The sequence below is a fragment of the Jeotgalibacillus haloalkalitolerans genome, assembly GCF_034427455.1.
GTDB lineage: Bacteria > Bacillota > Bacilli > Bacillales > Jeotgalibacillaceae > Jeotgalibacillus > Jeotgalibacillus haloalkalitolerans.
In genome coordinates, this window is sequence record NZ_JAXQNN010000001.1 from 790,222 (window position 1) to 813,032 (window position 22,811).

Consider the following 22,811-nt stretch of genomic DNA (forward strand, 5'->3'; position numbering starts at 1 on the left):
ACCCTGTCTCCACTCGCCACCGGGGGAACAGCGAAGGGAGGGACAGACCCTGCCTTCGCTCTACCGCCCTTCCCGCAACCGCTCAACAGCCCCCTTCTTCCACTTCTTCACCGCACTCACACTCACTTTATGCCGTTCCGCAATTTCACTCATCTTCATATCATCCACAAACGTATGCCAGAACCACTTTTTCTGATGGGCAGTTAAGCCTTCTGCATAAGGCGCGAGCAGATCTATCTCAAGCAATTTGTCCTCTGTAATATCCATATTCATCTGCCAGTACTCTTCGGATTTTACTGTTTCCCGCTCCAGCAGCTTATTCTGCTTGCGCATCAGATCCAGCATCCCACCGCGAATATATTGATAGGCGAATGGAGCGAACTCACCATTTTGCTCCTGGAATTTCTCTGAAGCTTTCCATAGCGCAATCCGTCCCTCCTGAAGGTAAAGGTCATGGTCCCGCGTTACGTGAAGCTTTTTCATCATGTGAAAAATCATCGGCTCAAATTGTTCATAGCGTTCTTCAAATGTCATGTTGGTTTTCTCCAAATTGGAGACGCGTCTGCCGTGTATTCCCTGGGTTAAATGAAGCTTATAGGAATGGACACCGGTTTGCGATTGAGTGTTTTTAACGTTTGAAGCTGAAAAACTTCATTTTTTGATGAAATTCTATTCAAATAGACGATTTATGACCGCAAATGAACAAAACACCACCATTTAGCATAATTAATTTCTTATATTTTACTATTAAGTAAAAATATTTAAAAAATTTAAAGGAGATCATCAAACGATGTCGAATATACAGGAGACGACACTTCTTAGGGACACTTCATGGACGCGTTAATAAACGTTTTGGCAGAGGCCGAACAGGGGAGAAATGGATGAAAGACAATCACGTGGATTATGAAATTAATCAGGCAACAATGGCAATCAGATGCGCAAGACACCTCGAGTATCAATCTCACATCATCGAAACAGGCAAAAGCTGCTACTCAGCAATGACCTCACTTCAACTGTTGGATTACGCCTGCAAAATGGGCGGCAGTACCTATAAAGGACGCCAGGATTCTGTCAGGTTCAAATTCAGCTTCTACAGCAAAATCCCAATACTGGTTAACCAAAATGAAGAAATCATCATGTTCCCAACACACTCACCAACCCATATCGATAATATCTGGATCTCACTTGAGCATTTCGACAAGGCCTTTGAGCACGCTGAGCGGGAGAAGGCAATTGTCAGGTTTACAAATGGAGAACAAATCACCGTCATGTGCTCACTAAAAACACTCAGCAAACAGCATCAGCGGGCTTCGGCATTGATGCTGCAGGAGCTGCATTTTCCGAGGAAGCGGATGGTGATGCGGATGCAGTGAACTGAATTACTCGTCATGATGTGCAAGTGGTCTTCAGCAAGTCTCGATACTTGAGGCCTGCAATCGCCACTTAGATAGTGTGGTACGCACCAGAAAAGGAAGTCTAACGGTCGGTCGTACCACGCATCTTTACGGGAAGTTGATTTTAAAAGCAAAAAACGTTTGGATATGATAGAAGGAAAGATTTAATATTATATAAAATGGGAAATTACAAGAGCTATATTGGAGGAAGGTAATGCTGACGGTTTGGAGGGACTTTTTAATTAACTAGTTTGTAAAACTGCCAAAAGGTTTTTCCCATTGAAATTAGCCAATATTCTTCGGGAAAATGAGGTAAGCAATTATGATTATTCAATTTGTATGTAGTTTGTTATTCTTTACTATGCTAGGGGCACTATTTAATACGTTTGAAATATACTATTATAAGATTAAAAAAAGAACTAATCCCTTTCCAATAGATCACTCTTTAAACCATAAATTTTGTTTAAATACATTAGGTAAATGGAAAATCTGGATATACATACAATCAATACTTCTAATCAATATTGTGAAAGATTATGTACATTTGCAGGAGGGATCGTTTACAATCCAACTTGCATTTTTATTACTATTGTTTGTCTTTATCTTTATGGTGGGAGATTATTTTCATTTTAATGCGGAAGACAAATTACTTAATTACCTGTCATATATATCAAAAATTATTTTCCTGATCTATACTGTCATGATATTTACCGTCTTGTTAATGGAAAATGAAGCAAATTTCAAAGTGTTGGTAAGTGTGCCATTAATCAGTTTGGTTTATACATTTATTTTCATGAAAAACGTAATTGAGACCTTCAACTCTTTTTTATTTTACTCAATCAACTTTCTGCTCATTATGCTTATTACTATGTTTATTGTGGGAGTAAACTTTGGGACGTTTTACTTTTTTAATAATGAAAGATTTGGGTTTTATACCTCAGAAGATATTGAAATGGTAAATAGCGGGGAAACACTATTTGCTTTATTACAATTATCTTATAAGGGAATAGGTCCATTTTATACTTTCCCTGCACTTAATATTAATCAATCAAGTACTTTAATTGATTACACACCATTAATGGAATTTATTATTGGCAGTATGTTCAATTTAGTTATTGTTGGGTTTTTTATTTCATATTCCGTATCAAAAATTTCAAAAGCTTAGACAAATGACAAATCAGTGTTTCCCAGTGAAGACCATTTCAAAAATTATATGCATTTTTACAACGGGTAGGTCTGGATAGAGTTCTTAGCATTGAAAGAAAGATTTTTTAGGATGTGTATTCTATCTGCAATAAATCAATTTTAGGACTACATTAATGTATGGTGAATGATGACTATTCAGCAAAGTGTTATGTAATTATCATTTTTAATAATTAAAATTAAAAATGAGTAATTGCAAAAACGAAAGTGCTGGTGGATGACGTTCTGCATATAAAAGCGCAGCTCATGATACTTTAGAGCTGCGCTTTTTTTGTGTGAAATCAGATAAATGAATTGTAGGGTGTAAGGGGTGAGATTGATAAAGGGACATCCTACTTTTTACTTATTCAGGAAACAAATGGTTGACGGTAAACGTTTACATTGGTACACTCAATTTTATTAAATCATATATGGAAATTAAAATCATATATGTGATTTTTATGGAAGAGGTGTGCGATGTCAGTAAAGTCAGCCGTTCGTGTAATGGAAATATTGGAGTTACTTAGTGAACATTCAGAGGGATTGACTGTGAAGGAAATCAGTGTGGCACTTTCATTTCCACAAAGCAGTACATTTAACCTTGTACAGACGCTTTGTACAAGAAATTATCTGATTCAGACCGGTACGAAGCAATATAAGCTTGGTCCAAAGCTTATCCATATTGGATCGAATGCGATGGAGGGGCTGGATGTTCAGTCAGAAGGTGAGCTGCACCTGCGTGAGCTGATGGAGGACGTGCAGGAAACGGTATTTATGGCCGTTTTATCAGAGGGTGAGCTTGTCTATGTATCCAAGATGGAGTATAACCGCTCCATCCGGACAGGCGCGAAGATCGGCTCCAGAAAGCCGCTCTATTGCACCGGACTTGGAAAAGCGTTTCTTGCTTTCCTGCCTGAAGCAAAAAGGGACAGTCTCATTGAGGAACAGGAATTAGTCAAAATCACTGAAAATACGATCACGTCAAAAGCCGATCTGATCGAACAGCTGAAGCAATTTTCAGCGCAGGGCTATTCAATTGATGATGAGGAAAATGAAGAAGGCTTATATTGTCTCGCTGCGCCCGTTTTTAATGCAAATAATGAGGTGGCAGCTGCGATCAGTATTGCGGGACCGAAGTATAGGATGCTGCCGAACAAGGAAGCTGCAGCCGGGAAGCTGTTAGCCGTGTCTGAGACAATCTCGCAAAAGCTCGGCTATATCAAATCATAAGGGAGGTTTCACGATGGATGTTGTGACCTTAGGGGAAACGATGGTCTCTTTTACCCCGCAGACGACGGGTCTGATGAGGTATGCGCGCCACTATCAGTCAGCCTTTGCAGGTGCTGAGACGAATACAATGACCGGCCTATCAAGACTTGGTCATCAGACCGGGTGGATCAGCCGAGTTGGTGATGACGAGCTTGGCGCCTCTGTTCTCTCGTTTGTGAGGGGAGAAGGGATTGATGTCAGCCACGTATTAAAAGATTCGACTGCTCCAACTGCTTTAATGCTGAAGGAAATGCTGAATGAGGAACATGTAAGGGTTTACTATTACCGTCAGCGTTCAGCCGCGAGTAATCTGCAGCCGGAAGACATTGACGAGTCATATATCGCCCGGGCTAAGTACTTATACATAACGGGCATCACGCCCGCGTTAAGCAGCTCCTGTCTTGAAGCGGTTCAGCAGGCCATTACATATGCAAAGAAGCATTCAGTGAAAGTTATTTTTGATCCCAATCTGCGTAAAAAGCTCTGGGAGGAGGAACACGCAAGGAAGATTCTGCTTGAACTTGCTGCACAGTCAGACATTGTGCTGCCGGGTATTGCAGAAGGTGAATTCCTCTTTGGCATTCAGGATGAAAAGGAAATCGCCCGGCGCTTTATTGAAAACGGAGCAGGCACAGTCATTACCAAACTGGGTGAGCACGGAGCCTATTATGTATCCGGCGGGGAAGAAACATACGTCCCGGGATTTAAAGTGAAGGCCATTGATCCGGTTGGTGCCGGAGACGGGTTTGCAGCAGGTGTTATTTCTGGTCTGCTCGATGGACTCTCAGGAGAAGAGGCAGTCAGACGCGGGTGTGCTATTGGTGCAATGGTCACCACGACATCAGGTGATATTGAAGGACTGCCGGATCGCAGGCTGCTTGAGAATTTTATGGCAGACAGCAAAGAAGATGTAAGCAGATAGGAGAGGTACATATGAATACTGCATTAACAAGCATACTCGACAGCAAAATGGTCCCTATTGTAAGAGGACAGTCTCCTGAAGATGTGCTTCAAATTGCAAAAGCACTCTATGAAGGCGGCGTTCAGGTCATTGAAATTACGTTAAACTCGCCAGGTGCGCTCAAGTCAATCGAATACGTGTCTAAGGAGCTTGGGGATGTCATGGCAGTAGGTGCCGGTACAGTGCTTGACCCTGAATCAGCCCGGGCAGCATTACTCGCAGGTGCATCCTTTATCCTGTCACCCTCTGTCAATACAGAGACGATTAAAATGACGAAGAGATACGGAGCCGTCAGTATACCGGGCGCCATGACACCAACCGAAATTGTCACTGCATTTGAAAGCGGTTGCGATATTGTCAAAGTATTTCCCGTGACCACACTCGGTCCGGATTACATAAAGGATATCAAGGGTCCGCTTGGTCATATTCCACTGATGCCAACAGGCGGCGTGAGTCTGGATAACTTTGAAGCTTACCTGAAAACCGGTGCAGTGGCCTGCGGATTAGGAAGCTCGCTCGTTCAGTATACAGCAGAAATCGATCAGCCTTACCTGACAAATTTAACAGAGAAAGCAAGACGTTTTACATTGATTGCAGATCAGTTTAAGGGAGGAATCACCAAATGAAAATTACCGGCTATGAGTTATTCCAGGTGCCGCCAAGATGGCTGTTTTTAAAAATTGAAACGGATGAAGGGATCACCGGGTGGGGAGAGCCTGTTATTGAAGGGAAGGCTTCCACTGTCAAGGCGTGCGTGCATGAACTGATGGAGCAGCTGATCGGAAAAGACCCGGCCCGAATAGAGGATCACTGGAATATGATGTACCGCTCAGGCTTTTACCGCGGAGGTCCGATCCACATGAGTGCGATCGCCGGCATTGATCAGGCACTTTGGGATATTAAAGGGAAATTCTTCAATGCGCCTGTTCATCAATTACTCGGAGGCGCCTGCCGCGATTCAATACGCGTATATTCATGGATTGGAGGAGACCGTCCCGCAGACGTCGGCACCGCAGCAAAAGAAGTAGTTGATGCAGGCTTCACCGCCGTTAAAATGAACGGGACAGAAGAGCTTCAATACGTTGATTCTTATGAAAAAATTGATCAGACAGTAGAGCGGATTGCAGCGGTTCGTGAAGCAGTTGGCGACTACATCGGAATCGGCATCGACTTCCACGGGAGAGTACATAAGCCAATGGCAAAAATTCTGGCGAAAGAGCTTGAACCATTCCGTCCGATGTTTATCGAAGAACCTGTACTGCCGGAAAATAACGAAGCGCTCAGAGATATTGCGATGCACACAAATATCCCAATCGCAACCGGTGAACGGATGTTTTCAAGATGGGAATTCAAAAAGCTGCTCTCTGACGGCTACGCTGATATTATTCAGCCGGATCTGTCCCATGCAGGAGGCATCACTGAGTGTAAAAAGATCTTTTCAATGGCAGAGGCATATGACGTTGCAGTCGCACCTCACTGCCCCCTTGGTCCGATCGCCCTTGCTGCGTGCCTGCAGGTCGATGCGACGTCGCACAATGCATTTATTCAGGAGCAGAGTCTCGGGATTCACTACAACGTTGAAAGTGATTTGCTTGATTACATCACAGACAAATCCGTTTTCCATTATGAAAAGGGGCATGTGAACATTCCGCAGGGTCCTGGACTTGGTATTGAAATTAACGAAGATCACGTCCGTAAGCTTGCTGAGAAGGGACACAACTGGAAAAACCCTGTATGGAGACATGCAGACGGCACCATCGCAGAATGGTAGATTGATTGTTTTATCGGAAGATTTCAGAAGGATTTAATAAGGGGAGGTTATTCACATGTCATCAGGCGGTTTAATTATCGTAACGATTCTGGCCATATCTTTACTGCTGTTTCTGGTCATGAAATCAAAGCTCCAGGCATTCGTTGCCCTGCTGATCTCAAGTTTATTCATCGGGATCGCGTCAGGAATGGAGCTTCAGGAAATTATCATCTCAATTGAAGAAGGAATGGGCGGAACACTCGGATTTATCGCAGTTGTCGTTGGCCTTGGTGCAATGTTTGGTGAGCTGCTGAGAGTATCAGGTGGTGCTGAAAGACTTGCGCATACCCTGGTCAATAAATTTGGAGAAGGAAAAGTGCAATGGGCGCTCGGGTTAACGGGCTTTATTGTTGCAATTCCGATCTTCCTTGATGTCGCACTTGTCATTCTCGTGCCGATCATCTACAGCCTTGCACAGAAAACGAAGAAATCACTGCTTTACTTCGGAATGCCGCTGCTCGCCGGACTCGCTGTCACACACAGCTTCGTTCCACCGACACCAGGTCCGATCGCAGTAGCATCTGTGTTAAATGCAGACTTAGGATGGGTTATTCTGTTCGGTGTACTTGCCGGTATTCCAGCCATGGTATTAGCTGGACCTGTATTCGGCCGTTACATAGGAAGAAAAATTCACGTCAAAGTACCGGAATATATCGTTGAAAATGAGTTCAACAATAAAGAATACGAGGAAAAAGAATTACCAAGCTTTCTTTTAGTAGCCGTCTTAATCTTAATTCCATTATTCCTGATTATCCTGAATACAGTTTTAGGAGCGGTACTGCCAGAAGGCAACGGCGTTCGTGAATTATTTACATTCATCGGTCATCCGTTCGTAGCGCTAACGATTTCAACCTTACTGACTTTCTATTTCCTTGGAACAAAGCGTGGCTATACAAAGGAAGAAATCCAGAAAATCGCTACAAAATCACTTGAACCTGCCGGAATTATCATCCTAATTACCGGAGCCGGCGGTGTATTCAAGCAGACACTGATCAACAGCGGTGTCGGTGACGTCCTGGGCAACATGATGGCTGAATCCAGCATGCCATTAATCGTGCTTGCCTTTATCATCGCAACATTCGTCCGCGTCGCACAGGGCTCAGCAACCGTTGCCATGATCACAGCAGCCGGTCTGATCGCCCCTGTACTCGAAGTCGTCGACGTATCAGCACCAATGCTTGGCCTTCTCGTTATCTCAATCGCATCAGGCGCAACCGTCTTCTCTCACGTCAACGACTCAGGCTTCTGGCTCGTTAACCGGTTCTTCGGATTGACAGAGAAAGAGACGCTGCAGACCTGGACTGTGATGGAGACGATTATTGGGTTTGTCGGGTTTGGTGTGGTGTTTGGGATTAGTTTGTTTATTGCATAGGTTTTTTTAATAAAGGAGGACGGAGGAAAGTAATCATTAACATTTTGAAACATCACCTGCGACCCCTTGTGAATTTTTAGAGGTGTTTATTTCGAAACGGAAACTAAATTACCGTATCATAATGTCGGGTAACAGGCGATGATAGTAGGACGGTGAAATCATAGACTTAGTTTAAGTCATTTCAGACACTCTATATATTTCTTGCTTATATCAACTGCAATAAATTTCTCATATAATTAAAATACAGATATACGTTCCTTTTAACTAAAGATACATGACAAGAAAAAATCTCCTCCAAGGGTGAATTTTTAACTTGGAGGAGTTGAGTCATCAAGACTCAAAGGTGCGTTATCCATTGGGTGGATATACACCACAGCATAGCATTAACAATATGATTTTAATATATATATATATGGATGATTCAGTTATTGTCCAGATAATTCACAGTTATTTACCGTATATCCCCATTCTTCTTATGTCTTTCATGCACCACTTCTATAGAAATACTCACCATCAAAGTAATTCGATTTCAGTATCATTCGCCAGACCTTGCGGATAGCGGTATATTAGTTATTTAGATGGCTGATAGTTATTATTTAGTTTTAATGTTTTTTACTAATTTATCTTCTGTATAATTAGTATTACCAATGACGAATGGCACATAAAGTATTTCTCATACACACAAAACCCCCAAGTAGTATTGGGGGTTTTGTGTTAATAAAGACATATTGTAGAGAGTAGCCAGCTTTGCATTAGTAGAGACTTTCGCGATTTAATATTTGGAGAGATCAAGTAACCAAATTCCCTTAAATAAAGTCAGTAAATCCCGTTCCACATTTGCAAGTTTTAGATCTGATCTAAAACTAAACACAACCTGAACTAAACTGATTTTGTTACCTTTATACATTAGAATAATGTTGTACTATATTTTGTTTTCGGTACTGGAAACATGTTAGGTTCTGGAGGTGGAATTAATGAAGGTCCTGGTCGCGGACGATGAAAAATTTTCGAGGCTGCTTGTTAAAGAAACTCTTGAGTGTTTAAATGTCGAGTTAGTATTTGCTGAAGATGGCACTAGTGCTTTGGAAAAGTTATCGAGTGAGAAGTTCCATATTTGTATATTGGATAATATCATGCCTGGAATAACAGGTATCGAGTTAATTAACAAACTTGAAGGTGAATATCTTCCTGAGCATATCATCATGCTTACTGCCAGAGTACAAAAAGAAGATCAGCTAGCTGCCGAAGCTTGTGGTGTGGGACATTATGTGTCGAAACCATATAGTCCAAATAAGCTATACCAATTAATTCAGGAATTAATGTCAATTAATAGTTCGACTACTTAAGGTACCGTCATGCTTGATCATAATATAATTTTTTATCAACAGGATACTAGAACGCTCGATAAGGGCTGTAAATGAGAGGCATTCAAATTAAGAAGTTAAAGCATGACAATATGACTTTACTATACATGATTTTTTGTTAAATGATTCTGGTCTTATTTCCTTTGAACGAGATGGTTTTATGGATTTAACAGGTATCAGTGTTCAGTGTAATGGGACAAATATAAAAGCTCCCTTCCCAGGTTATGCTTAGCTTGGGAAGAAAGCTTTTTAAGGTGTAGTAGTAAAGAAATTAAACAACCAAGCAAAAGCTTCAGTCAAAAAGATGAAGAATGCAGAATCACAAAATGGAAAGAGTTTGATATGCAAAGTATGCCTACAGCTAAGAGGGAGATCCGACGTTGGGAATAATTTATTAGTCAAGATATGTTTTTCATATATTACGTCGCAATTATCCATAACTTCTAAAAATAATAAATGAAACCTCCGTACCTGCCCCGACCTCACTTTTAATTCTGAGACCTTTGCCAAAAGCTTTCTTTAGTCTTCTATTGGTATTGGTTATTCCAATTCTATGGGATTCTTCAAATTTCATTGTGTTTAAGTAGTCAACGGTTTCTTTTTTCATCCCAATACCGTCGTCTTTAATGGTAATTTTCATATTGTATTGATCTTTCTCAGCTCTGACTTCTATAGTATCGCCTCTAGTTTGCTTTACCACTCCATGTTTTAAAGCATTTTCAACGATTGGTTGAATCGTGAGTGTAGGTTGAAAAAATTCACTAATATCCTCATCAATATCCCAAATAATTTTCAACCGCTTGCCAAACCGGACTTTTTCTATAAATAAATATGATTCCGTGATAGACAGTTCTTCTTGTAAAGAAGTAAACCGATTTAATGAGCCTGTATCAAATTTGCTTCTTAAGAGATCACTGAAATGTCCTATAAGGTGTTGCATTTTAATTGGATCAATATCACTGAGTGCACTGATGGAATTCAGTGTGTTAAAGATAAAGTGCGGCTGAATTTGTGCCTGGAGCCATCTTGCTTCGAGTGTATCTTCAAGCTGTTTTCTCATTATATATAAGAGCGCCAGTCCGACTCCTAGTGAAACCTGCCTGTCCTAAATACGATTCTGATAATTCAAGTCAATTGTATAGACGTCACTGAATCACACGCCTGTTAATTGTTTATAAAGGCATCTTCCATCGCTACTCTGCTGATTAAGCACTATAGTGTTCCGTTTTTGCTCGATAAAATTTTACACTTTTGGTCAATCAAAATATTCTGATTGTCTGGATAAAACAGTGGTTCAACAAGAAGAATGCAAAATAGGGGAGGGAGTTGGTTTAACATACGATTATGTAATGATAGAGTTTAAAGTTATAAGCTTTTGGAAAAATCATTTTAAAAATCTTGTTGTGTATCTAAAAAGCTATCGATAAAATACAATTTAAGTATTAAACTAAGCTGTTTTGCATTATACATACAATATATTATGCACTAAATTGTATAAAACGGTTAAAAAGCGGGATCTTTACGGGGTGCCAAACGTAAATTTGTATATTGCTTAAGTTTAGGTGACCAGTCATACAAGGAGGTAGCAATGAATAAGATTAATGACATTTTAGATGCATGGATCACGATCGAACAACTATCTGAAGGCTCCATTAATAGGAAAGATACGTCTTTAAAGCCATTGAAATCTTTAGATGAGAATTGGCATGGTTATTTTAAAAACTTTTTAAATAATCAAAAAGAGATACAGGGCATTTCAGACAATTCTTTCAAAAAATCCGGTTTGGTTTTGTATTTAGACATTTTCAATTTTCAGGAAGTCGTTGAAATATTGAGGAAGAAATACAAGCTTGATAAAACTGATGAAGAAATTAGCAGCTCAGACAAGTTTACGCTCTCAATCTATTTCGATAACGAGTTAAATTTTATTTCTGATAAGTTTTTTTATACAATGAGCGGATATATTCGTAACCATGGAGATTTAATAGAAGATTTTTATGGATTTGAGGAAACATATAAAGAAGATTTAAACAGAGAATTCAGTGAAGATTTCAATACAACCATTACAAAACTTTTCGATCAATACAAAGTATCTCATACAAATTTTCGTTACTCATTCGTGAAAAACCTGGACAATGGAGATGTTAACTTACATTCCTTTTTCATTGAAGATATGAATAAGGCAAAAGCGATAAATAATAAAAACTTGAATAGATATTTTCAGGGATTTTTCGGAGAACGGAAAAATCTTGATGGAAACAAAAAGTCGGAGCACTTTAACCCGAATATTTATGAAGATTGGATCTTACAACCAGAGTGTTATCCATTAGGGCGCTTTCCGAGCAATCCGGAGTATGCGCTATCATTTATGCAACAAACAGCGGTAAATTTGGCTTTAAATGATGCCAATACTCTTCGAAGTGTTAATGGTCCACCGGGAACAGGAAAAACAACATTGTTGAAAGATATATTTGCTGATTTAGTTGTCCAGCAGGCAGTTGAAATCTCACAACTTTCAGACAAGAGTATAAACCGTGATCTGGTCTATTACAAAGAAAAAGGTAAATTTGGTGCTCTGCCAACTTCCATTTCAAGTAAGAATATCATAGTTGCAAGTTCAAACAATGGCGCAGTTCAAAACATTGTAACGGAGCTACCTAAGAAAGAGAGTATTGACGCTACTTTTCAAAACTTGCTAATGGAAGCAGATTATTTTAAGGATATCTCCAATTCTACATTAAGTACTGAAGGTTATGGGAAAAGCAGTAAGATGAAAATGGAGCCTTTGGAGGAAGAAAACTGGGGGGTCTTTTCACTTGAAGGGGGAGCTGCAGCCAATATAAATAAATTATTAATGACGATTGAATTTATCGACAAACATTTAACTGATGATTATCAACCTAATCCAGCTATATATCAGGAGTTTTTAAATCTACACCATCAGTTGAAGAAAAAGAGAGCGGAAGTTCAAGAGTACTATTTAAATGCTGCTAAGCTAAAAAAACTAAGAAAACAGCTAAGAGAATATACTATTTCTTTTGAACGAGAAGCAGAAGAGAAACGAGTGGCTTTAAATATAAGGAAAGAAGAAGAGAATCATAAGTTAATGAGATTAAATAATGAAAATTTGAACCTGAAACAAGATCTAACAAATACGGAAATAGAGATGGAGACTATAACAGATGAATACAATCAAGCTTTAAGAGATTATGAAACAATTCAATTACAAAAGCCTGGTTTTTTAAGAAGAATATTCAATAGGTCACAGGTTCAAACCTATTTTGACCAGCTTAATGGTGCTAACAACAACTTAAAAGCTCTTACACAACAGAAAGTCAAAATACAAAAGCAAGAGAGGAAAATCAATCACAAAATAGAAGTTAATGTATCTAATACCAAAAAGATTGAAAAGATCATTCAAAAATTAGCAACTGAATTTAGCGCCTGGGAAAAAACTAAAAAAGACAGGATCATTAAATATAAAAATGAAGTGCTTAAATTAGAAAAAAATAAAGTTAAACGGGACATAAAAGAAGTTGATTTCTCACTGTCGTATGAGGACTTGCAAAAGTCTAACCCCTGGTTTGAGAAGGATTTTCGTGTGTTGCAGTCTGAGCTGTTTATCGCCGCTTTAAAGGTTAGAAAGCAATTTCTATTTGAAAACGTAAAAAGTTTGAAAGCGGCAAGAATCATTTGGGGGAAGCAATCTGAATACTTAGAAAGAGAAAACGGTAATGAATTAGTAACAGAATCATGGCAGTGGTTAAACTTCGCCATTCCAGTTGTTAGTACTACTTTTGCAAGTTTTGGGCGCATGTTTAAAAATCTTGGTGAAAATTCTATTGGAAATTTGTTTGTCGATGAAGCAGGTCAAGCCCTTCCACAAGCTAGTGTAGGAGCAATATTTAGAAGTAAAAAGGTGTTGGTAGTAGGCGATCCATCACAAATAAAACCAGTATTAACTTTGGATTCGAACGTGCTATCGCTGATTGGGAGACATCACAACGTAAATGAAAAATTTATTTCAACTGATGCTTCTACTCAAACGATTGTAGATGATGCCAGCCAGTATGGATTCCAAAAGAATGAGGACGAGTGGATTGGAATTCCCCTTTGGGTTCACAGACGTTCTAACTATCCAATGTTCACTATCGCTAATGAACTATCATATGATGGGTTGATGGTTCAAGGGAAATCAGAAGCTGCTGCGATAGGGAAGTCAAAATGGTATGATTCAGCCGGGAATGCGAACGACAAGTTTGTTAAGGAACAAGCAGAGTTGTTGAAAAGTTTAATGAAGGAAAAAATTCAGGAAAACCCAAAATTAATTGACGACATTTATGTTATATCCCCATTCAGAAATGTAGCTTATAAGCTTGCTAAAACCTTAGATGAAATTAATTTTACAAAACGTGAAAACGGTAAAAGTACAAATGTAGGAACTGTGCATACTTTTCAAGGAAAAGAAGCAAAGATCGTATATTTTGTTCTTGGGGCTGACTCAAATAGTGCAGGAGCGGCAAGATGGGCTGTTTCTGATCCTAATATGATGAACGTTGCAGCTACCAGAGCGAAAGAGGAGTTTTATGTGATCGGAGATAAAGCGTTGTATGCGTCGTTAGGAAGTAATGTTGCAAACACTACGATTTCTATCATTGAGGACTATAATAGCTGATTTTAAAAAATAAACTTAAAAAATCTCCCTGTCCAAAGAACTGATAATTCAAGTCAATTGTGTAAGTGAAAATCGCAAGTGAGTGATTAAAGCACTTTAGGAAGGCTATGCTGGATCGTTATTTATAAGTGTAACTACAACGATACAAATATACTTAGCTTTTGCTGCTGGACACGCCCATCGGTTTATAGCACACACGCATTGCTTCAACGGCGACTGCACGTCAGTACAGAAGTAAACCGTACCTTATGCTGGGGAGCACAGGCGGTTTGCTTTTTTTGGGGAAAATATCTTCCTGTCCTAAACACGATTTTGACAATTCAATTTGACGTTCACGTATAGAGTCGTCTCCATCTTTCATCATGTAATACTAGCCATGTACAATACGATAAAGGATGGCATCATCCCGAGAAAAAACAACTAATAAAAGAGGCTTTTTTGAGATATGGTCTTTGCATCTACGAAGAAAAGATTAAAAATGGAAAAACCCAAAAGAAAATTGATTTTAATATATAAGTTGTTAATACTCAAACAAATTAGTTACTAAAACATTGAAAGTGACGAAAGTATGGTATTTTAAAACCATGAGTGATAGGGCAGTAACATAACAATCTATTTACGGTGTTTTATTGGTATGACTATCAGGTTAATAAAACACGAAATAATCAGAACGATATATAGTAGATTTGGTAAATTGAATACTAAGATTAAGATTCCAACAGCTACACAAAAAATCAATAATTGGAGATAATCAGCTTCTTTGGTTCTTTGATCTTTCATAACTCTTCTCCTTTTTAACACTGGTTTTGCTGATATAAAATTCAACTGTATTGAACTACTAAAAACATCCTTGAAGAAAGATATTTTTTTCATTATGTAATTACTTTGTGTTTCTAATTAATTCATTAAATCAATATAAAGTTTCCTCATGAGATGTTAAGTTGCAGTTGTTCTAACAATTCAATAATAAGAAAAGAGTTCAATCCACATCAATTAATTCTTACGTAAGTCAAATTTATTTTTCATTCCTGTGACATTATTGTAGCGTTATTTTAAGTTTTAAGGCTTTGCATTATAGCAATCAGTTAATTTTTTGAACTAATTTGTTAATTTGATTTGCTTTACTTCATATGAATTCTCTATTTCAGCTGTTGGTTCAATAAAATAAAATGATACAGGAATTCTTTTAAAATCGCTCTTATAAATTTCTTTACATCAATAAAAATCTTTTGTTAATCTGTGCTGAATATCAAATGGTTATAATTATGCTTCTTCTTCATTTTGGAAGTTTTCTCATCAAGTAAACAAGCTTAAAATGATAAGCCTTCTGTAAATATGAAGAAATTCTACATGTTTGTGATGAATATTCGAAACTACTGAAAAAGCACCTTACGTCGAGGTGCTTTTTTGTATTGTTTTTCACACTAAAAAAGGTTTTTTGATTTAGGGATATTTGCTGATATTTCCAGTTGTAAATGCGACTTTCTTTACACAGCATAACTGCTAAGCAGGAAAGTTTTATTCGTCACTAAACGAATAAAAAGAAATTTATAAGAACCTGTTCAGTCGGATAGGTGAAAATAGGAAATAAAAATAGTAAAAGTAAAAGGAGGAAATGACCATGCAGACATTTACAATCCGTAACGAAAAAGGAGAAATCTTTCATGATGTGATTCAACCCGCCGTCTGTTTTTGCAAAACAACTGGAACGCTCTTCAAAATCGATGAGTTGGATATATGCAGTGACTTTGCGAGAAAAACTACAATACGCTATCTCGCAGCGGCAAAACACGGCATTATTACTGATAAAGAAGCAGAAATGATGATCGGGGATATGACGATTATGGACCTTCCAAAAGACCAGTTTGAAATCGACAAAGTTTATCAGATCAGGGGCTATGTAAAAAGCTTATATGAAAAAAGCAGAGGAATCGAAACATAAAGTTCACAAAAAGTCAGTAGTTACTAGGATTTCAAAGGAAATATACTAACAGAGTTACTATTTTCATTAAATTAATTGAAGGATATCAAACCTTGAAAAAGGTGATACCAATGAACAGGAAAATTCAACTGATTTTTGAATCCAGAGCAGAGTATCCGCAACTCGTTGCAAAAGAATTAAATTTACGAGCTAAGAATATTTTCATACATGAATATCTCTTTCAACCCTATGTAAAAGCATTTACGCCAATTGGAGAATACAGACCCAAATTTAAAATGGATTGGAAATCAAAAAAAGCCTATATCGAAACTATTGTCAAAATCAGTGAGTAATGTCAGTGAAGCCTTCAAAAAGCATTGAGGGCTTTTCGTAAATCTCAAATATGCAGTCAAAAGATATTATTTATTATTAATGGTCAATCCTATATTTAATTCCCTTCTAAACCATATCTGTGTGATTGCTGAACGAGACCTCTTTATCCTCACATCTGCCTGGCTGAACCTGTTAAAATTGTCTGATCATTTTTCGGAGTTTTGGGAAGAAGCAAGTGTACTGATTAAACGATCCTGAGCTAAATATGAACCATGAAATGAACGTGAATTATGAATGGAGGTCATTTATATGAATAAAGTGAAAAATACTAACTTATTGATAGCAAACTATCAGGGTGCTAAGTCATTTGAAGATTTCCCATACAATGACCTGGCAGAGTTTGATGAACGACTTTTAGAATATATTTCTCACTTTTTTACTGACAATCATTTTTTGTGTATGGAAAAATCAAGTGAGGTTGTAATGGAAGTAATGTGTCAGTTTTGTCTGGATGATTATCATAATGGATATGAGATTTGTCAACGTTCTTCCATGATTAAGATAAGTATTGATGAAAACACAGAAAAGAAGCTATCTATTTGGAAAGAAATCATGGGGATTTGGAGTGAATTTTCAGAAGGGTACTTTATATTAACCGTTTGCCACAACTGCCAATATTGGTTCGTGGAAGAAAATCCGAAATTGTGATTCATTCTATAACTAATTCCGTCTGCTAAAAATAAAATAGTGTCTTTTCCTCTGTTTGTCAAACTTTTAAATAAGAAACTTTTTCCAATGAGCATTTTTATAGTTATCCATTTTAGTAAGAAATGAGGTGTATTTTTGAAGAAAATTATCTTAACTGTATTAATAGGAACTTTTAAGGCGGGATGTTCAATTGAAGCATGGAAGGCGGACCCGGATAAAGAGAAAGTTATGTTTGAATTTAAAAAAGAAGATGATGCTATGAGCGAAGACTAATGAATGTTGAAGGTGAAAATGAACTTTGAATTATCTTATTGATATGTAATTATTATAAATAACAAATCCGCATTAAAATTTGATATGGCATTCTCATAATGGAAGATGATAGTTAAAATAGCGAAAGTATATTTAGGCAGGTTTGATGCAGAATAGCGGAAGCGACTATATCATATGTGAAAAACATTCCATAATGATACAATCACCTCCGTCCCCCTTGTATCACCCGCAATCCTGTAAAACTACAAAAGAAATTTCAGTTCCTTCATCGATATCGCTCTTAATCATTAATCCCGTACTATATGCTTTTTCCAATCTTTTGTTGGTATTTGTCAGACCGATCCCGAAGGACTCTTCAAATTTCTTTTTGTTGATTTTTTCTATTGTTCTTTTGTCCATTCCAACACCATCATCTTTGATGATTACCAGCATATTATCGTTGTCTTTTAATGCTTTGATTTCAATCGTCCCACCTTTTGCCCTGTTCATAATGCCGTGTTTGATTGCATTTTCAACAATCGGCTGAATAGTAAGGGTAGGAATGAAGAATTTATCCGTGTCAGGGGCGATGTCCCATATGACGTTCAGCCGATCACCGTATCTGACTTTTTCAATGAATAAATATGATTTTGCGATTGAAAGTTCTTCCTCCAGAGATTTGAGACGGTTAAATGATCCTGAATCGAATTTACTTCTTAATAGGTCACCGAAATGACTGACGAGCTGCTGCATCTTATCTGGGTCAATTGAACAAAGCGCGTTAATTGAATTAAGTGTGTTGAAGATAAAGTGTGGCTGGATTTGAGCCTGTAGCCACCTTGCTTCAAGTGTTTCTTCAAGTTGTTTTCTCATTTTATATGATAGGGCCAGAACAAATCCGAAAACCCACCCCATTACATGTGGAATATAAGCAATGTATAGAAATGTCTGAAATGCATGTTGTGTAGAACCGATCAGTTGAACTTCTATCTGTCCATCAAACGCTAGGTACCACCTGTAAGAAAACACAGGAACAAGCACCGAAAATGATATCGCTGCATATAGATGAACGAAAAACTGGGTTTTATCAGTTTTATAAAGAAGAGCAACGGCAGAAGAAATACAGATGAAAACGACAGCTGCGTCGTGAAAAAGGTATCTGTTCGTTGGATTCATTTGGTTTATATAAGCCATTACAATTGCTAGTCCACATAATAAGAAGATGTACTTCAGACGCTTTTGTTCATCTCCAAAACCTCGAAATCTTAAAATGCCTTCCAGTAGTATCAGCGCCCCGATGATTGTGCCGCTATTATTTATAAAAACAACAAGGCTTCCATGGAAAAATGCTGAGGGTGCAAACGAAATAAATGATATCGCAGCAGATAAAGTCCATAACGCCGGACCTTTAATCGTTATATTAATTCTCCACAGATGAAGCATTAAGGCAAACGACATGAAACTTAAAATCATGATCACCAGAGTAAGCGTTTTCAAGTCTGCTACAATCATCTATGTTTCCTCCTCCTTTTCATTAAAACATAAATTTAAAGTCTGAAGTTACTTTGATATCAGTAATTTGAAAACCGGACAGTGAAACTCAAGCACTGTCCGGTTTCCTGAAAATTTTTAATCGCTACAAGACTTTATATGAAAGTCAAAAGGAAACTGTATAAATCTTATTTTACCTTTTGAAGACAGACAGTTCAATTTGATTGTTGAATATTTGTGAAAATTCACAAGATAAATTAGAAATAACTGAGAACTGAAACAGAACAAAACAAGATCTGAAAAAATGGAGTTTTCAGTATCCTTTTACTAGTATGTTTTCGTACTGTGTTTATTTTCATATCTGAAATTTACTGATCGGCTTTATGTATATATTAAAAGACTACACAATATCCTGGGGAGATGTCTTTAATTAAAATACTGATCGCAGATGATAATATTTATCAGGGCTGCTCGTTAAAGAAAAGCTGGAGTGTTTAAGTGCCGGGTTAGTATTTGCTGAAGATATCACTAGTGCTTTAGAAAAGCTATTAAGTGAGAAGTTCGATTTTTGTATACTTGACAATATTATGCCTGAATTGACTGGTCTTACGTTAATCAAAAAACTTGAGGGTGAATACCTTCTCATACGGATCATTATGCTGATTGTCAGTTCAAATAAGGCAGGTCTTCTTACTGAAGAAGCCTGCAATGTGGGATATGATTAAACCATATAGCCCAATTAAACTTTACAAATTAATCAAGCAATTAATAGTAGATAAAAAATCATATTGCTTAAGGTTTATTCTCTTCAGAATAAAAATACGAATGCAAAACTCAGCTTTAATTAAAATTGCTAAAAAAAGGTGAGGGTAAACACATTAACCAGGTAAAGAATGAGTCAATGAATTAAATTCAAATGATTTTTTGTTTAAAAATGATTCAGGTTTTATTTAGAAATACTATTCAAAAAATATTGTACATTGTATATTATCGAATATGCCATCTGTCATGTGGCAAATCTCTTTGTCAATATACATAAAAGCCCTTTAATTAATAGGGCTTTTATGTATCTATGATCTATCAGTGTAATGAAATTAATCTATAAGCTCGCTAACAAGTCTATGCATAGCCTTGTCAGCGGGCTTTTTGAGTTTTATATACAGCGAAAGGGTTGAGATGTTCTGCCGACGGACATCCAGATTATAAGTGAAATAAGTAATCTTACAGGTTTTCTTTCTCGTTTTAATGATTGAAGTTCAATTTTCTCTTTTCTTGTCATTACTTGTAAAAAAAGAAGTGTTTTCCGGCGAAGCATATACCTTAAATAGCACATGGCGCTATATTAAATAAAATCTGTAATAAATGTTAGTTTTTAATCGGTTGAATAGAACTTGTTCAGTCGCTCTTTTTAAAATGAATGAAGAAGGAAATCCGGATGAAAATTCTATATGGATATAAAGACCCTGAGATTCTGTGCAGTGATAATCTACGAATGATTTCATAGATTTTTCAGCTGTAAGTTTATAGAAGAAAAAAGGAAGGTGATGATCATGTCTATTACACTTAAAAATCAATCTTTATTACGAGCTGAAGAGCATATCATCGGTCATCAGGTCAACGGACTTGGGTTTATGGGTTCAGGTATCTCCATGCAAATAAAAAAGGAATTTCCGGATGTTTTTCGAGGGTATCAAAAGTATGTGAATTTCCACCCGTCAGCAGAATCCATGCTCGGACACAATCTGATGATTGCAACGAACCAAATGGATATTAATGAATTTGACCGTAACTCCCAGTATAAAATCATTTCTAACCTTTTTGGTCAGGCTCGCATAGGACGATCTGAAAAACAAACAAATGAAAAAGCGCTGAAGAGGGCGCTGATTCATTTGAAAAATTTTGCTGAAGTTAATGAGTTGTCAGTTGCTTTACCATACGGCATTGGATGTGGAAAATCAGGAGGTGATTGGAGAGAAATCGAGCAGATCATCCAGGAAGTTTTTTCTGATTACGCTGTCACATTATATCAAAGTGATGAAATTGCTGAGCATTCGCTAAAGAAAAATATAAAAATTACTCAATCAATATTTTGAGGAGAAGAGTAGTTGCACAGCAGATCCATTGTGTTAAGGCAATTACAGTGAAGGAGAGATTTCTTTGAAGAAGGTAAATATGACACCCGAACAATATAAAGCGCTCAGGGAGTACATTAAAAGTCAGCCTGATATAAATTTTAGAACCCTGATTTGTCATTGGGAAGCAAATGAACTTTCAAGAGTCATTAATGAGATGACATACGAACAGGTATCAGCCGCTTATTTTGGTGAGCAGGTTTGCAATATTGTGCCGGACCTTATGGACTCTCAAATTTTGAATCAGCTGGAGGCATTTAAAGCATATAACAATGGTGAACAGGTTCAACTTTTCTTCTCTGAGGAAATAGGGTGGGTGGATGCAAATCATTATTATGAACCGGCATTTTTTGATAAGAACGTTCAGTTCAGAAGAAAATGCTGAACATTTAATGACGACTTTAACCACTCAGCCTGCTGTGACTCTTTAAGGTCAGTTGCATTTTAGCAATTTATCATACAAACGTCATAGAGGATAGGAAATCAAACGTGAAAGGAAGAATAGATTTTGTTGAAAAAAATATTACTTACAGCAATTATTACATCTGCATTTTCGCTTACAGCTGCTTGCGACTATGACAGGGAGCTTATATTACTGCTGAATGAAATTAATCAGATCATTGACACGGTTCCAGAGGCGGAATTAAGCGGAAGAGAAGTGCAGATAATTCGGGTAGTGGATGGGGACACAGTAATCGTGAACGATCAAGATAAGGAAGAAATGATCAGACTGCTCTTAATTGACACCCCTGAGAGTATCCCCCCATCCAAGGAAAAAGAGTATCTGGGAGAATCTTCATCTGATTTCGCAAAAGTAGCGCTCAATAAAGGCGATACTGTTACTCTGGAGATTGGTAATCCTGATCGGGACGCATACGGGAGACTTTTAGGCTACATATGGGTAGATGACACGAACTTTAATCAACTTATGATAGAAGAAGGATTTGCACGTGTTGTAAATATCAGCGAACCCAATACCAAATACCTGGATGAATTTATCCGGGCAGAAGAACAGGCAAAAGAACAAAAAATTGGTATCTGGAGTGTACCAGGGTATGTAACTGAAAATGGATTCGATATGTCCGCTATTGAATAGATTGAAACTACCTGAGCAATATCTGATGTATCATTTTAGGAGAATATTCAGATCAATTTTTGTAATAGTATATCCATCGAACTGAGTATAAAAGGTAAATACTAAAATGAAATGCCTTAAAAATTTATATATCAGTCAGGTCGTAAACTTCAGTTAGGTTTGCCACTTATAAAAGGGGGATTAAGAAGTTTGCGTGAGGGGGCTGTCCGCTATTCAGAAGGTAATGGTAGGTTGTTATACATGTGCTATGGAATTATTCTTATGTGTAAGAAACAGCCGGTTCTTACCAAAGACTATAATGATATACAAATAGATCCTATTTCAATAAAAACCGATCATAATATTGCAGAGAAATTTTCTTTATCATTCTTGATCACTCAGGATGGATGTTCATGTGACTTTTTTCATTCATACAGTCATCAACCTTATGATCGTGCTCTGAGAATTAAACTAAGTTTGATGATTCATGAAATCTATCTTCAACAAAAACCGATTGGAATCTACTACAAAAATTTTGAAGGGGACTACAGCACTGCTAAAATGATATTCACTAAATCGCAAGAGGTTTATCACGTGGATGAAGAACTTAGTTTTTTAAAAGAGGAGCAGGTTTTTTATTTTGTTGCTGCCCCTGTTGATGTGTGATGTGATACAGGGGGATGACGGTGTTTGTATCCGCCATCCCCCTGTATCATACAAAACACAAAAAACCTCCCGGAACAAAGAGGTTTTCTGCGTGTTAGTGAAGTATTTTTTGGCCACTTTTCCGTGGCAGTTTTTATTATACAGGGATTGAGTTTTTTTGAAATAGTAAAACTGATCATCAACTTAATGATTGCTGAACAGTTTTT

The 22,811-nt window shown here is 37.5% G+C and carries 21 protein-coding genes; 18 read left to right on the forward strand and 3 right to left on the reverse strand.

Translation table 11 applies throughout. The features are described from left to right. Positions 1-60 precede the first annotated feature (60 nt). Positions 61-534 (reverse strand): sigma-70 family RNA polymerase sigma factor, encoded by a 474-nt coding sequence (locus UFB30_RS03780; protein ID WP_322420338.1) that lies wholly within the window; start codon positions 532-534, stop codon positions 61-63. Between the two features lie 347 nt (positions 535-881). Here UFB30_RS03780 and UFB30_RS03785 point away from each other — a divergent pair, with 347 nt between their 5' ends. From UFB30_RS03785 to UFB30_RS03820, 8 genes are all read left to right on the forward strand, one after another. Beyond that, positions 882-1,373, forward strand: a complete 492-nt coding sequence (locus UFB30_RS03785; RefSeq protein ID WP_322420339.1) for a competence protein ComK — start codon at positions 882-884, stop codon at positions 1,371-1,373. A gap of 343 nt (positions 1,374-1,716) precedes the next feature. Beyond that, on the forward strand, positions 1,717-2,559 hold the full coding sequence (locus UFB30_RS03790; protein ID WP_322420340.1) for a hypothetical protein: 843 nt from the start codon (positions 1,717-1,719) through the stop codon (positions 2,557-2,559). Positions 2,560-3,053: 494 nt separating this feature from the next. Continuing rightward, a complete protein-coding gene (locus UFB30_RS03795) occupies positions 3,054-3,806 on the forward strand; it encodes an IclR family transcriptional regulator (protein ID WP_322420341.1) in 753 nt (250 codons plus the stop codon). A 13-nt stretch (positions 3,807-3,819) separates the two neighbouring features. Then, positions 3,820-4,767, forward strand: coding sequence for a sugar kinase (locus UFB30_RS03800; RefSeq protein WP_322420342.1), 948 nt, complete (start codon positions 3,820-3,822; stop codon positions 4,765-4,767). An 11-nt stretch (positions 4,768-4,778) separates the two neighbouring features. Then, entirely contained in the window at positions 4,779-5,432 is a 654-nt protein-coding gene (locus tag UFB30_RS03805) for a bifunctional 4-hydroxy-2-oxoglutarate aldolase/2-dehydro-3-deoxy-phosphogluconate aldolase (RefSeq protein WP_322420343.1), read from the forward strand. Next, positions 5,429-6,577, forward strand: a complete 1,149-nt coding sequence (dgoD, locus tag UFB30_RS03810) for a galactonate dehydratase (protein WP_322420344.1) — start codon at positions 5,429-5,431, stop codon at positions 6,575-6,577. The genes UFB30_RS03805 and dgoD overlap by 4 nt, the downstream gene beginning before the upstream one ends. 55 nt (positions 6,578-6,632) lie before the next feature. Then, positions 6,633-7,988 (forward strand): GntT/GntP/DsdX family permease, encoded by a 1,356-nt coding sequence (locus UFB30_RS03815; protein WP_322420345.1) that lies wholly within the window; start codon positions 6,633-6,635, stop codon positions 7,986-7,988. Between the two features lie 974 nt (positions 7,989-8,962). Then, entirely contained in the window at positions 8,963-9,334 is a 372-nt protein-coding gene (locus UFB30_RS03820) for a response regulator (RefSeq protein ID WP_322420346.1), read from the forward strand. Positions 9,335-9,782: 448 nt separating this feature from the next. Here UFB30_RS03820 and UFB30_RS03825 read toward each other — a convergent pair whose 3' ends face one another. After that, complete coding sequence (locus UFB30_RS03825) at positions 9,783-10,412, reverse strand: sensor histidine kinase (protein WP_322420347.1); 630 nt, start codon at positions 10,410-10,412, stop codon at positions 9,783-9,785. A gap of 528 nt (positions 10,413-10,940) precedes the next feature. On the opposite strand from UFB30_RS03825, the gene UFB30_RS03830 reads away from it, so the two are divergent. The 5 genes from UFB30_RS03830 (at position 10,941) to UFB30_RS03850 (ending at position 17,262) form a co-directional block, all read left to right on the forward strand. Further along, entirely contained in the window at positions 10,941-14,027 is a 3,087-nt protein-coding gene (locus UFB30_RS03830) for a DEAD/DEAH box helicase (RefSeq protein WP_322420348.1), read from the forward strand. 1,621 nt (positions 14,028-15,648) lie between these two features. After that, positions 15,649-15,969: a hypothetical protein gene (locus tag UFB30_RS03835; protein ID WP_322420349.1), complete on the forward strand. Its 321-nt coding sequence runs from the start codon at positions 15,649-15,651 to the stop codon at positions 15,967-15,969. Between the two features lie 110 nt (positions 15,970-16,079). Then, positions 16,080-16,301 (forward strand): hypothetical protein, encoded by a 222-nt coding sequence (locus tag UFB30_RS03840; protein WP_322420350.1) that lies wholly within the window; start codon positions 16,080-16,082, stop codon positions 16,299-16,301. A gap of 289 nt (positions 16,302-16,590) precedes the next feature. Beyond that, positions 16,591-16,989, forward strand: coding sequence for a hypothetical protein (locus UFB30_RS03845; protein ID WP_322420351.1), 399 nt, complete (start codon positions 16,591-16,593; stop codon positions 16,987-16,989). A gap of 135 nt (positions 16,990-17,124) precedes the next feature. Beyond that, positions 17,125-17,262 (forward strand): hypothetical protein, encoded by a 138-nt coding sequence (locus tag UFB30_RS03850; RefSeq protein ID WP_322420352.1) that lies wholly within the window; start codon positions 17,125-17,127, stop codon positions 17,260-17,262. Positions 17,263-17,484: 222 nt separating this feature from the next. On the opposite strand, the gene UFB30_RS03855 is transcribed toward UFB30_RS03850, so the two are convergent. Continuing rightward, positions 17,485-18,753 carry a sensor histidine kinase gene (locus UFB30_RS03855; RefSeq protein WP_322420353.1) on the reverse strand — a complete coding sequence of 423 codons (1,269 nt, stop codon included), beginning with the start codon at positions 18,751-18,753 and terminating at the stop codon, positions 17,485-17,487. Positions 18,754-19,256: 503 nt separating this feature from the next. On the opposite strand from UFB30_RS03855, the gene UFB30_RS16615 reads away from it, so the two are divergent. The 5 genes from UFB30_RS16615 (at position 19,257) to UFB30_RS03875 (ending at position 22,605) form a co-directional block, all read left to right on the forward strand. Then, on the forward strand, positions 19,257-19,457 hold the full coding sequence (locus tag UFB30_RS16615) for a response regulator (RefSeq protein WP_353962764.1): 201 nt from the start codon (positions 19,257-19,259) through the stop codon (positions 19,455-19,457). Positions 19,458-20,282: 825 nt separating this feature from the next. After that, entirely contained in the window at positions 20,283-20,825 is a 543-nt protein-coding gene (locus tag UFB30_RS03860; RefSeq protein WP_322420354.1) for a macro domain-containing protein, read from the forward strand. Positions 20,826-20,889: 64 nt separating this feature from the next. Further along, complete coding sequence (locus tag UFB30_RS03865; protein WP_322420355.1) at positions 20,890-21,249, forward strand: hypothetical protein; 360 nt, start codon at positions 20,890-20,892, stop codon at positions 21,247-21,249. Between the two features lie 126 nt (positions 21,250-21,375). Further along, positions 21,376-21,960 (forward strand): thermonuclease family protein, encoded by a 585-nt coding sequence (locus tag UFB30_RS03870; protein WP_322420356.1) that lies wholly within the window; start codon positions 21,376-21,378, stop codon positions 21,958-21,960. A gap of 189 nt (positions 21,961-22,149) precedes the next feature. After that, positions 22,150-22,605: a hypothetical protein gene (locus UFB30_RS03875; protein WP_322420357.1), complete on the forward strand. Its 456-nt coding sequence runs from the start codon at positions 22,150-22,152 to the stop codon at positions 22,603-22,605. Positions 22,606-22,811: the final 206 nt, after the last annotated feature.

Excerpts from the sequence above, each read along its gene's own strand:
- UFB30_RS03815 (WP_322420345.1), top strand. The coding sequence starts at position 6,633 with ATGTCATCAGGCGGTTTAATTATCGTAACGATTCTGGCCATATCTTTA.
- UFB30_RS03830 (WP_322420348.1), top strand. The coding sequence starts at position 10,941 with ATGAATAAGATTAATGACATTTTAGATGCATGGATCACGATCGAACAA.
- UFB30_RS03820 (WP_322420346.1), top strand. The coding sequence starts at position 8,963 with ATGAAGGTCCTGGTCGCGGACGATGAAAAATTTTCGAGGCTGCTTGTT.
- UFB30_RS03790 (WP_322420340.1), top strand. The coding sequence starts at position 1,717 with ATGATTATTCAATTTGTATGTAGTTTGTTATTCTTTACTATGCTAGGG.
- UFB30_RS03840 (WP_322420350.1), top strand. The coding sequence starts at position 16,080 with ATGAACAGGAAAATTCAACTGATTTTTGAATCCAGAGCAGAGTATCCG.
- UFB30_RS03805 (WP_322420343.1), top strand. The coding sequence starts at position 4,779 with ATGAATACTGCATTAACAAGCATACTCGACAGCAAAATGGTCCCTATT.
- UFB30_RS03800 (WP_322420342.1), top strand. The coding sequence starts at position 3,820 with ATGGATGTTGTGACCTTAGGGGAAACGATGGTCTCTTTTACCCCGCAG.
- UFB30_RS03785 (WP_322420339.1), top strand. The coding sequence starts at position 882 with ATGAAAGACAATCACGTGGATTATGAAATTAATCAGGCAACAATGGCA.
- UFB30_RS03825 (WP_322420347.1), bottom strand. The coding sequence starts at position 10,412 with ATGAGAAAACAGCTTGAAGATACACTCGAAGCAAGATGGCTCCAGGCA.
- UFB30_RS03860 (WP_322420354.1), top strand. The coding sequence starts at position 20,283 with ATGTCTATTACACTTAAAAATCAATCTTTATTACGAGCTGAAGAGCAT.
- UFB30_RS03845 (WP_322420351.1), top strand. The coding sequence starts at position 16,591 with ATGAATAAAGTGAAAAATACTAACTTATTGATAGCAAACTATCAGGGT.
- UFB30_RS03855 (WP_322420353.1), bottom strand. The coding sequence starts at position 18,753 with ATGATTGTAGCAGACTTGAAAACGCTTACTCTGGTGATCATGATTTTA.
- UFB30_RS03835 (WP_322420349.1), top strand. The coding sequence starts at position 15,649 with ATGCAGACATTTACAATCCGTAACGAAAAAGGAGAAATCTTTCATGAT.
- UFB30_RS03780 (WP_322420338.1), bottom strand. The coding sequence starts at position 534 with ATGACATTTGAAGAACGCTATGAACAATTTGAGCCGATGATTTTTCAC.
- dgoD (WP_322420344.1), top strand. The coding sequence starts at position 5,429 with ATGAAAATTACCGGCTATGAGTTATTCCAGGTGCCGCCAAGATGGCTG.
- UFB30_RS03795 (WP_322420341.1), top strand. The coding sequence starts at position 3,054 with ATGTCAGTAAAGTCAGCCGTTCGTGTAATGGAAATATTGGAGTTACTT.